At 73.2% G+C, this 10,117-nt stretch carries 8 protein-coding genes and 1 tRNA gene; 5 read left to right on the forward strand and 4 right to left on the reverse strand.

The genetic code is table 11. The annotated features are described in order from the left end of the window. Positions 1 to 174 precede the first annotated feature (174 nt). Together ACIA8D_RS41460 and ACIA8D_RS41465 are read right to left on the reverse strand one after the other, a co-directional pair. A tRNA-Gln gene (locus ACIA8D_RS41460) sits at positions 175 to 246 on the reverse strand. Positions 247 to 273: 27 nt separating this feature from the next. Beyond that, entirely contained in the window at positions 274 to 990 is a 717-nt protein-coding gene (locus ACIA8D_RS41465; RefSeq protein ID WP_399240660.1) for a hypothetical protein, read from the reverse strand. A gap of 158 nt (positions 991 to 1,148) precedes the next feature. Here ACIA8D_RS41465 and ACIA8D_RS41470 point away from each other — a divergent pair, with 158 nt between their 5' ends. Then, positions 1,149 to 2,465, forward strand: coding sequence for a sensor histidine kinase (locus ACIA8D_RS41470; protein ID WP_399240662.1), 1,317 nt, complete (start codon positions 1,149 to 1,151; stop codon positions 2,463 to 2,465). Positions 2,466 to 2,618: 153 nt separating this feature from the next. On the opposite strand, the gene ACIA8D_RS41475 is transcribed toward ACIA8D_RS41470, so the two are convergent. Both ACIA8D_RS41475 and ACIA8D_RS41480 read right to left on the reverse strand, forming a co-directional pair. Next, positions 2,619 to 3,128: an SUKH-3 domain-containing protein gene (locus ACIA8D_RS41475; RefSeq protein ID WP_399240664.1), complete on the reverse strand. Its 510-nt coding sequence runs from the start codon at positions 3,126 to 3,128 to the stop codon at positions 2,619 to 2,621. Further along, entirely contained in the window at positions 3,128 to 3,691 is a 564-nt protein-coding gene (locus ACIA8D_RS41480; RefSeq protein WP_399240666.1) for a YwqJ-related putative deaminase, read from the reverse strand. The genes ACIA8D_RS41475 and ACIA8D_RS41480 overlap by 1 nt, the downstream gene beginning before the upstream one ends. Positions 3,692 to 3,991: 300 nt before the next feature. Here ACIA8D_RS41480 and ACIA8D_RS41485 point away from each other — a divergent pair, with 300 nt between their 5' ends. The 4 genes from ACIA8D_RS41485 to ACIA8D_RS41500 all read left to right on the forward strand — a co-directional run bounded on the left by ACIA8D_RS41485 (position 3,992) and on the right by ACIA8D_RS41500 (position 9,946). Continuing rightward, entirely contained in the window at positions 3,992 to 4,984 is a 993-nt protein-coding gene (locus tag ACIA8D_RS41485; protein WP_399240668.1) for an SMI1/KNR4 family protein, read from the forward strand. 7 nt (positions 4,985 to 4,991) lie between these two features. Next, entirely contained in the window at positions 4,992 to 7,799 is a 2,808-nt protein-coding gene (locus ACIA8D_RS41490) for an SUKH-4 family immunity protein (RefSeq protein ID WP_399240670.1), read from the forward strand. A 91-nt stretch (positions 7,800 to 7,890) separates the two neighbouring features. After that, on the forward strand, positions 7,891 to 8,889 hold the full coding sequence (locus ACIA8D_RS41495) for an LCP family protein (protein WP_399240672.1): 999 nt from the start codon (positions 7,891 to 7,893) through the stop codon (positions 8,887 to 8,889). Between the two features lie 154 nt (positions 8,890 to 9,043). Beyond that, the gene (locus ACIA8D_RS41500; RefSeq protein ID WP_399240674.1) at positions 9,044 to 9,946 is read left to right on the forward strand and encodes a cellulose-binding protein; all 903 of its coding nucleotides are present in this window, start codon (positions 9,044 to 9,046) and stop codon (positions 9,944 to 9,946) included. The last annotated feature ends 171 nt before the right edge of the window (positions 9,947 to 10,117 follow it).

Below are 10,117 nucleotides of genomic sequence, written 5' to 3' on the forward strand. Positions count from 1 at the left end.
GGCCCCCCCCCGGTGGGTTTCCGACGCCGGCGGCGGGGGTGTGGGCGGTGCCCCGGGGTGGGCCGTTCGGGGTGGGTTGGTTGGGGGGGGGGGCCCCCGGGGGGGGGGGGGGGTTTTGGGGGGGGGCTGGGGGGGGGGGCCCGACCGTTGGGTCGGGCCCCGAACCGAGTAAAGCTCCCCCGCCAGGACTCGAACCCGGACAGATGGCACCAAAAGCCACAGTGCTGCCAATTACACCACGGGGGATCATTGCGACCTAAACCGGACATTGCGTCAGGCTGTCGGTCGGGCCCCCAACACTATGCCGTACCAGGCGCCTTCCATGCGACGGTACAGATCAGCGCTTTTGAGTACGTAGACGATCAGACAGCCTCGGTAGGCCTCCGCCGTGTTCTTCCGACTGGTGGTCGTGTTGTGCCTCTTGAGGCTCGCCTTCTGGAAGGTGCACGCTTCGATGCCGACGAGGTCGGCCCAGAACTTCTCCGCCTCCGTCGTGTCGGCCGACTCGTGGATGCTCACGCGAAAGCGCAGACGCTCGCGCTCGACTCCCAACACGTCGAGCCAGCGCAGGTAGAACCGGATGACGTTCGGGTCTCTGTTGATGAAGTGGAGCTTCTCGCGGCGGCTGTACGGCTTGTCCTTGGCGCCCTCTGCCCAGTAGAGGGTGACGCCTGCCAGGAAGATCTCCCGGTCGGTCATGACACCGACCTCCGCTTTGGCGGCCTCCTTGCAGCGCTGCCTCTCGGTCTCTCGCAGCGCGTTCTCGTGTTCCCAGCGTTTGCTGGACGCCAGCTTTGCCTGTTCCGACGCGGAGCGCCGCTCCGGCGTCGGCAGATCCCGTACCCACAGCGAGATCGAGCTCTTCGAGCAGCCGAGCTCGACCTGGATCCGGTCGCGGATCTGGCGGCGGCTCAGGTCCTCGCGGCGGAGCTGTACCGCCTGCTCGCGGAGGGACTCGAAAACGGCGTACTTGCCCGTGGCGTGCGTCATGGGCACAGATTTCGGGGGAGCCGGGGCGACGGGCGGGTGTTCCGTGGGGGTTCGCTGGGATGTGTGGTCGAGTTATCCACAACGTGGGGGTTGTCCACAGGTCCAGGGCGTCGAAACTCACCGGAAAACGGGCACCGGACGCCCGTAGTCTGGAAGGCATGACCACAGCGGGGGAAGTTCACCGAGTCGCGGCCGGGGGGCCGTGGTGGTGGGCGCGGCGCAGGGCCGCCGCGCTGGATGTGGTGCTTGCGGTGGCGTCGGCGGTGGAGTGCGCCGTGGAGGGGGTGCCGTTCGCGCACAAGGCCGGGCTGCCGGTCTGGGTGGGGGTTCTCTTCGGGGTGCTCACCGGTTCGACGCTCGTGCTGCGGCGGCAGTGGCCGATCGCGGTGGTGCTGATCTCCGTGGCGGTGACGCCGGCGCAGATGGGCGTGCTGCTCACCGTCGTCGGGCTGTACTCGCTGGCGGCTTCGGAGGTGCCGCGGCGGATCATCGGGGCGCTGGCGGGGATGTCGTTCCTGGGCACGTTGATCGTGTCGGTGGTGCGGGTGCAGCAGGACTCGGCGGCGCACGCGGACACGTTCCAGGTGGCGAACTGGGTGGTGCCGTTCCTGGCGATCACGACGGCGCTGGGGGTGACGGCTCCGCCGTTGCTGCTCGGCCTGTACGTGGGTGCGCGGCGCCGGCTGATGGACTCCTTGCAGGAGCGGAACGAGTCGCTGGAGCGGGAACTGGGGCTGCTCGCGGAGCGGGCCGAGGAGCGGGCCGAGTGGGCGCGCGGCGAGGAGCGGACCCGGATCGCGCGGGAGATGCACGACGTGGTGGCGCACCGGGTGTCGTTGATGGTGGTGCACGCGGCTGCGTTGCAGGCGGTGGCGCGGAAGGATCCGGAGAAGGCGGTGAAGAACGCGGCGCTGGTCGGGGACATGGGGCGGCAGGCGCTGACCGAACTGCGGGAGATGTTGGGGGTGCTGCGGGCCGGGGAGCCGGTGCCGCGGCGGGTGGACCGGATGCCGTTGGAGGCGGTGGGGGTGGCTGCCGCGGCGGCGGCGTCGCGGGCCGAGGCGGAGGTGGAGGCCGGGCCGTGGCTTGCCGAGCTGGAGGAGCTGGTGGGGCAGTCGCGGGCGGCCGGGATGGTGGTCGAGGTGTCCGTGGAGGGGGAGTCGCGGGGGTACGCGGCGGTGGTGGAGCAGACGGCGTACCGGGTGGTGCAGGAGGCGTTGACGAACGTGCACAAGCATGCGGCGGGCGCCAAGACGTATGTCCGGCTCGCGCATCGGGGCGCGGAGGTGGCGATGCAGGTGGAGAACGAGCCGCCGCCGGAGCCGGGCGCTGCCGCGTCGGCCGGGTTGCCTTCCGGAGGAAACGGTTTGGTGGGCATGAAGGAACGCGTGGCCGGGCTGGGCGGGGTATTCGTGTCGGGCCCCACGGATGCGGGTGGCTTCCGCGTATCGGCGGTACTGCCGGCGGCGTCGTAGGGGGCCGGCGGGGGCCTGAGTTCTGCGTGCGCGGCACCGGGCTGTGCTTGTCCGGGGCCGGGGCCGTCGTCCCTGTTGCGCGGCACCGGGGCCCGTACCCCTCTGGGCTGGAGCCACGGAGCCACGGAGCCACGGAGCCACGGAGCCGCCCGATTACGCCCCCGTTCCCCCCGGAGGGGAGAGGCGAGGGGGCTGGAGGCCGGTGATCAAGGTGGTGAGGGCCTCGTCTATGTCGGGGCCCAGGTACCAGTCGCCGCTGTGGTCGAGGGCGTAGATGCGGCCCTCCGTGTCGATGGCGAGGAGCGCCTCCGTGCCCGACTCGGCCCCCAGCGGAGCGAGTTCCGTGTCGAGGGCGCGGCCGAGGTCGCCGAGGGTGCGGGCCGCGTGGAGGCCGTGGAGGGGGTCCAGGTGCGGCTGGGCGGGGGCGATGTGCCGGCCGGGGCCCGTGGGTGTCAGGTGGAGGCCGCCGAACTCTGCCCAGGCTTCGACCGCCGCGGGGAAGACCGAGTGCCGGTGCCCGGCGGGCGAGACGTGCGTGCGCAGCGCGTCCGCCCAGAACTCCGCCTGCTTGATGTCCCAGCGGCCCGGCTGCCATCCGGCGACGCGCAACGTGGCGTCGACCAGGTCGGAGAAGCGGGCGTCCTGGGAGGTGGGGTGGGGCATCAGTGCGCGGCCTCGTTGTCGTCGTGCGGGGTGCTGTCCGTCTCGGGGCCCACGACGTGGACGCCGAAGTGGGCCGTCAGCGCGGTGCAGGCACGGCAGGGGCGGGCGAAGCCGCCGTGCAGCGGGTCCCCGTCCTCGCGGATGCGCCGGGTGGTGAGCTTGGACTGCTTGAGGGCCTTGCGGGCCTCTCCGATGGTCATGGGCCTGCGGCGGGCCCGCTTGGACTTCTCCGTGCGCTCGGTGTCGCTCGCCGCGAGGTGCCGGGATACGAGGATGGCCTCGGCGCAGCGCCCGGTGAAGCGGTCGCGCTGCGCGCTGGTCAGCGTATCCAGGAAGTCCTGGACCAACGGGTGCAGGGCCGGGGCCTTTTCGCCGCGGGCCGCGGTCGCGGTGAGGGTGGTGCCGCGGACGGAGAGGGCGGCGGCGACGGTGGGGAGTATGCCGTCCCGGCGCACGCGAAGGGTGGGGACGGCGCCGTCGTCGGTGGCGCTCCAGCCGACGCGCGGGTCGTCGCCGGGCTGCTCGTCCGCGGGTGCAGTTTCCTCTGCGGTACCGCTGCGCATCTGTTGTTTCCCCTCCTGCAGTTCCCCACTGCAATCCCCCTGGTTGCCTGCACAGACTGCCAAACGGGCCCGCGGGAGTGGAAGCCGGACCCCGATGTCGGCGCGTGTCACGCCCGATCGTCACGTCGTGGTGATCCTCGGGTGACTGCTGGTCATGGAACCGGAGGCCCGGTGACCGGTGTCGCACAACGGCATAGGCTGTCGTTTGATTCGTACGGATCAGGAGCAGGTCCGGAACAGACCCGGAACAGCCCCGGGACAGATCCGCATCCGTCACCAGCGCCGCAGGGGGCAACAGCCATGACGACAGGTCGGCTCGGGCAGCAGGCCGCGCCGCCGAACGCGGCTTATGCCGGGCAGGTCGTGCACTTCCCGGACCCGGTCCGCGCCGCCCGTCATCCGCGCGGGGTTCGCGTGGACGGGGACGGTTTCCCGGATTTCGCCCCGTATGCCCGTGCCGTGGCCGAGATCGCGGATCCGCCGCAGGGGTTCGGTGTCGACGAGTTGCGGCTGACGGACTACGTGTCGGCGAACGCGGCGCTCGCGGCGTCCGGGCACGAACTGTGGGACACCATCCCGCCGGTGGCGACTCCGCACGGCTGGACGTGGCACCACGCGCGCGGCTCGCGGCGCCTCGAACTGGTCCCGGTCGAGGTGAAGGCGCTGCTGCGGCACCACGGCGGTCTGGCGACGGCGGCCGTGGACCAGCGCAAGCGGGGCACGCGGCCGTTGCAGGACACGCGGCCCGTGCACTTCGGGCTCCCGAAGTCCGGGGTCGCGGTGACGGAGAGTCAAGTGCTGGCCGCGGAAGAGGACTTGGGGTACCGGCTGCCGGGGGCGTACCGCTCGTTCCTGAAGGCGGGTGGCGGTTGCGCACCCGTCGGGACGGGCCTGGACGCCGAGTTGGGCCTGCTGGTCGACCAGCCGTTCTTCACGGTGCGCGACGAGGCGGCCGTGAACGATCTCGTGTATGTCAACAAGTGTCTGCGCGACCACCTGACGAAGGACTATCTGGGTGTCGCGTTCGTGCAGGGCGGTCTGCTCGCCGTGAAGGTGCGCGGCGACGCGGCCGGTTCCGTGTGGTTCTGCGCGTACGACGACGCGCGGGACAGCGGGGAGACGGCGGAGTTGCCGGTGGCCGAGCGGGTGGAGCGGCTGCTGCTGCCCTGTGGTGCGGACTTCGACGGTTTTCTGTCCCGGCTCGCGGGCAGTCCGCCGGAGTTGGAGACGGTGGCGAATCTGATGGTGGACGGCGGCTTCGCGCACGCCGTCCCGGTCGCCGGTGGGGAGTGAGCTTGCGATGGTGACGTTCGCGCAGGCGCAGGAGCGCGCCGAGGAATGGATCAACGGGGACGTGCCCGCGTACCAGCACCGTGAGGTGCGGGTACGGGAGTTCGAGCTGGGCTTCGTCGTGTGGGCGGAGGACCGGGAGGCCGGTCCGGCGTCCGACGGCGGGCGGCAGCGTCTCGTGATCGCGCGGGACAGCGGGGACGCCTCGCTGTGGCCCTCGCTGCCGGTGGGCGAGGTGATCCGGCGGTACGAGGAGGAGTACGGGCTGCCGGACGCGCCGACCGCGCCGCAGGCGGCGAAGCCGCCGGAGCGGGTGGACCTGAACCAGACGTCGTTCCTGCTGACTCCTCCGGAGTGGTTGCAGGAGGCGGCGGACAAGAAGGGGGACACGGACCGGAGTTCGGACGCGGCCCGGCCGGTGGCTTCGGCCCCGGCCGCAGGGACGCCCTCGGACGCGGTCCCGGCGCGGGCCGACGAGACGCCGGCGGACGCGATTCCGGCGGCGGCGCGTGCCGAGCCGCAGGACGCCGTGCCGCCGCTTCCGGTCGACGCGACGCCGTGGGCCGGCACGGACACGAACGGGGTGGGTGACGAGGAGGACCGTTCGGTCCCGCTGCCCGACACGGTGTTCTCGCCGCCGCTCGCCGAGGACGCGCCGCCGCCCGGGGTCGTCCCGGACGCGCAGACGGCCCGGATCGTGGGCGGCAGCGGGCTGCCGCCGACGGCGGTGTCCCCGACGCTGGACAAGGCGCCGGAGACGTCGTCGTACGGCTACCCGCAGTCCCTCCCCGACGAGGCCCAGCCTCCGGCGGCCCCGCCCTCGTACGGCTACCCACAGGGCGCGATCCCGCCGCCCCCGCCGCCGCCCCCGTCGGAGGGCCCGATCTCGTATGCCCGTCCGCAGGGGCCGCCCGACGTGGCCGCTCAGCCTCCGTCGGCGCCGGCTGCGCCTTCGTACGGTTTTCCGCAGGGTCCGCCTGATGCAGCGGCCCAGCCTCCGTCGGCGCCTGCCGCGCCCTCGTACGGTTTCCCGCAGGCCGCGTCCGACGAGGCCGCTCAGCCTCCGTCGGCGCCGGCTGCGTCTTCGTACGGTTTCCCGCAGGCCGCGGCGCCCGACGCGGCCGCTCAGCCCCCGTCGGCGCCCGCCGCTCCCTCGTACGGTTTCCCGCAGGGTGCGGACGGGGCCTCGTTCCCGCCGCCCGCTCCGGGGACCGCGGTTCCCGGGCCGCCGCCTCCGGGCACCTCGTACGGCTATCCGCAGGGCGGTCCCGAGGGGCGCGACGCCGGAGGCCGGCCGCTCGCGCCCGGTGCCGGTGACATCGCGAACGCCGCGACCAGCAAGGCGGAGCCCCCGCGGGGCGGCGGTGCGCAGACTCCGCCGCCGCCGGGTCCGCCCGGTGCCCCGGCGGGCGGCTACGTGCCTACGCGGATGGTGTCCTCGCTCGGCCCGGACGGGCAGCCGGAGACGCCCGGACCGCCGCCGCCTCCCGGTGCCCCCGGAGAGGGCGTGCAGCACGCCGCGACGATGCTGTCGGGTCCCCCGCCCGGCGGCCCCGTGGGCCAGACCCCGCCGCCTCCCGGCGCTCCGGGCCCGCCGCCCCCTGGTGCTCCCGGCCAGGGTGTGCACCACGCGGCGACCATGCTCTCCGGCCCCGCCCCGCAGGCCCCCGGCGCGACGCCGCCGGGCCCGCCCCCGCCGCCCGGCGCCCCGGGTGGCCACCAGCCCCCGCCGCCCGGACCCATGCCTCCGCCGGCTCCCGGTCAGCAGGTTCCCGGCCCGCCCCTGGCGGCGTACGGGTATCCGCAGCCGCAGCAGCCCCAACAGCCCGCCCCACCGGTGGGGCAGCCGACCGTGGGGCCCGGCTACCAGGCCGTGCTGCGGTACCGCGCGCCCGACGGGTCCGAGCAGCAGCTCATCCGGCGGTCCGCGCCGGGGACGCCGCACCCGGAGTGGCAGATCTTCCACGAGCTGCGCGGCATGAACGTGCCGCCGGACCAGGTCCTGGAGCTCCACACGGAGCTGGAGTCCTGCTCGCTGCCCGGGGCGTACTGCTCGCGCATGATCAAGGAGCAGTGGCCGCAGGCGCGGATCACGTCGATCGCGCCGTACGGCACGGATCACGCGAGCCGTCAGCAGGGCATGCAGCAGCTCCTCGCCCACCAGGGCGAGCTGCACCAGGTCGCCGACGGCCCGGCGCGTCCGGCCCCGGTGCGTGCCCCGCTGCACCCCGCGCAACCCGCAGCCCCGGCCGCGCCGGAGGCGATCGCGCAGGAGCTGGCGGCGGCGTTCGGCCCCGGCGTGTTCCGCTTCGACCAGCGGGCCGTGTCGCGGCAGGGCGTTCCGGACACCGTGGCGCACACGCTCGTCGTCGCGGGGCTGCCGTCCGACTTCGGGCCGTTCTTCTGGGCGCAGGCCGAGCCGGGCCGCCCCGTGCCGACGCTCGCCGAGCTGGCGCAGGAGCGGGGCGTGCAGGCGGCGTCGGACGCGGGCTCGTACCTCGTGATGGGCAGCGACTTCGGCAAGGCGCTGTGCGTGCAGTACGGGACGGCGAACATCGTGGCCGTGCCGGTCGAGGCGGGGCCCGACAGCGCCCCGGCTCCGCCGCAGTTCGTGAACAGCGGGCTGCCGGAGTTCGCTCGGTCCCTCGCCCTGCTCGGCCGGATGTGGCGGCTGCGCTTCGGGCTCAACCAGGAGCAGGCGGGCCGCTGGACCGTCGACTTCCAGGCGGAGCTGAACGCGATCGACTCGGCGGCGCTCGGCTCGCCCGAGACCTGGTGGTCGGTACTGCTCGAGCAAATGTGGGACGGGCTTCTGTAGCCGCCGCCTACGGAGCTGCCGTGGCCGCCCGCGGATGGATGTGAGGGGCGCTCGACCTGCGTGATCGGTCGGGCGCCCCGATCATGCGCACATGGCAGGTGAGTGGAGTGAGCCGACGACGGTGCGGGCGACGCGGCCGCGGCGGCGCTGGCCCCGGCGGCTCGCGCTGACCCTGCTCGTCGTCCTCGTGGTGCTCGCCGCGTACGGCATCGGCCTGTATTTCTGGGCGGGTTCGCGAGTCCGGACGACGGACGCGTTCAGCGACTACGAGGGCCGTCCGGCGGCGGGCGCGGGCACGAACTGGCTGCTCGTCGGTTCGGACTCGCGGGAGAGCCTGACGCCCGAACAGCGCAAGGACCTGCACGTCGGCAACGACGAGGGCGACCGCACCGACACGATCATGGTGCTGCACTACGGGGACAACGGCCCGTACCTCGTCTCGATCCCGCGCGACTCGTACGTCCCGATCCCGGGCCACGGCCAGAACAAGATCAACTATGCGTACTCGGTGGGCGGCGCGAAGCTGCTCACGCAGACCGTGGAGCAGTCGACGGGGCTGCGCATGGACCACTACGCGGAGGTCAACTTCCTGGGGCTCGTCGACGTCGTCGACTCGCTCGGCGGGGTCGAGATCTGTGTGGCCGACGGCGGCCTCCACGACGAGAAGTCGGGCGCCGACTTCGACGCGGGCTGCCAGCAGATGAACGGCACGCAGGCCCTGCAGTTCGCGCGCGCCCGCTACTCGGACCCGACCGGTGACCTGGGCCGGGTCAAGCGGCAGCAGCAGCTGGTGGACGCGATCGCGAACAAGGCCCTCAGCCCGGGGGTGCTGGTGCCGCCGTGGAATCTGATCCCGTTCATGAGCGCCTCGCTCGACGCGCTGACCGTCGACCAGGACACCGGGGTCGCCGCGCTGGCGAACATGGGTGTCAAAATGTCGGACCCGGCCGCGACGACGACCGTTCCTGTGGGCAGTGAGCCCAATGTTTCGGGGGTCGGGGACGTGGTGATGTGGAACGAGAGCGAGGCCGATCAGCTCTTCACCGCGCTGCGCGAGGACAAGGCGATTCCGACTTTCGACGGCAATTGACGCATCCTGGACCGAGTGGGTCGACCTGGGCGTCACGTGTGTCGGAATGTGGCCGCCTCCGGTTGTTCCATCAAGATGTGCGCCAATCGCGCAAAATGTCGTAGATCGGGCATGCCGATGCGGGTCGGTGTGCCTTGCCGGAGAGGGGTTCCAGATGAGCGGTGCGGGTGGAGCGGAGTCGTCGCAGTACGGCTTCGTCGTCGTACGGGGCCGGGGGTACCGGCCCGAGCAGGTGGAGGCCGCCGCCGCGACGCTCTCCGGGGAACGGGACGAGGCCTGGGAGCGGGCCGCGCGCCTGACCGTCCTCGCCAAGGAGATGGAGGAGGAGGCCGAGCGGCTGCGGGAGGCCGTCGCGAACCTCGCCCCGCAGACGTACGAGTCGCTCGGCAAGCGGGCCCAGTACCTCCTCGAACTGGCCGAGGAGGAGGACATCGCCGTGCGCGGCTCCGCCCGGGACGACGCGCAGGCCGAGGCCGACGCCGCGCGGGCGGCGGCGGACGAGGCGCGCGACGACGCGCAGGCCCACTCCGACGAGGTGCGCGGCAAGGCCGAGGAGTACGCGCAGCGGCGCATCGCGGCCGGGCAGGCGGAGGCCGACGACATCCGGGTGACCGCCCGGCGTGACGTGAAGGAGACCCGGGGTCAGGCCCTGGAGGAACTGCGTGCGATGCGCGAGCGCACCGAGGCGGACCTCGCCGCCCAGGCGAAGGAGCACGCCGAGCGCATCGAGGAGGCGGACCGGGAGGCGGCCGAGCAGGTGGCCGCGTCCGAGGCGTGGGAGGCGGGCGCCGTCGCCGAGGCCGAGGAGCGCCTCTCCGGGGCGAAGCGGGTGCTCGGTGAGACCGAGGAGGAGGCGCGGCACGGCCAGGAGGACGCGGAGGCCGCCGCCGCGGAGCTGCTCGCGCAGGCACGCGCGCGTGCGGAGCGGATCGAGCGGGAGACGGAGTCGATTCTCGAGGGGCACGAGGAGCAGCGGGAGGAGCTCCGCGCGCACATGGAGCATGTCCGGGCGTCGCTGTCCGCCCTGACGGGCAAGGCTTCGGCCGACGCGGAGTGACCGCCACCCGTCCTCCGCCCTCGGGGCTCCGCCCCGGACCCCGCGCCTCAATCGCCGCAGGGGCTTGAGATGGCCGGCCCGATCAAGCCCCGCCGGCGATTGAGGCGCGGGGTCCGGGGCGGAGCCCCGTGGGCACAACGCCGGGTGGCGTCAGGTCGGCAGCAGCCGTGA

This window comes from Streptomyces sp. NPDC051684, from assembly GCF_044453445.1.
Classification (GTDB): Bacteria; Actinomycetota; Actinomycetes; order Streptomycetales; family Streptomycetaceae; genus Streptomyces.

Excerpts from the sequence above, each read along its gene's own strand:
- ACIA8D_RS41465 (WP_399240660.1), bottom strand. The coding sequence starts at position 990 with ATGACGCACGCCACGGGCAAGTACGCCGTTTTCGAGTCCCTCCGCGAG.
- ACIA8D_RS41470 (WP_399240662.1), top strand. The coding sequence starts at position 1,149 with ATGACCACAGCGGGGGAAGTTCACCGAGTCGCGGCCGGGGGGCCGTGG.
- ACIA8D_RS41475 (WP_399240664.1), bottom strand. The coding sequence starts at position 3,128 with ATGCCCCACCCCACCTCCCAGGACGCCCGCTTCTCCGACCTGGTCGAC.
- ACIA8D_RS41480 (WP_399240666.1), bottom strand. The coding sequence starts at position 3,691 with ATGCGCAGCGGTACCGCAGAGGAAACTGCACCCGCGGACGAGCAGCCC.
- ACIA8D_RS41485 (WP_399240668.1), top strand. The coding sequence starts at position 3,992 with ATGACGACAGGTCGGCTCGGGCAGCAGGCCGCGCCGCCGAACGCGGCT.
- ACIA8D_RS41490 (WP_399240670.1), top strand. The coding sequence starts at position 4,992 with ATGGTGACGTTCGCGCAGGCGCAGGAGCGCGCCGAGGAATGGATCAAC.
- ACIA8D_RS41495 (WP_399240672.1), top strand. The coding sequence starts at position 7,891 with ATGGCAGGTGAGTGGAGTGAGCCGACGACGGTGCGGGCGACGCGGCCG.
- ACIA8D_RS41500 (WP_399240674.1), top strand. The coding sequence starts at position 9,044 with ATGAGCGGTGCGGGTGGAGCGGAGTCGTCGCAGTACGGCTTCGTCGTC.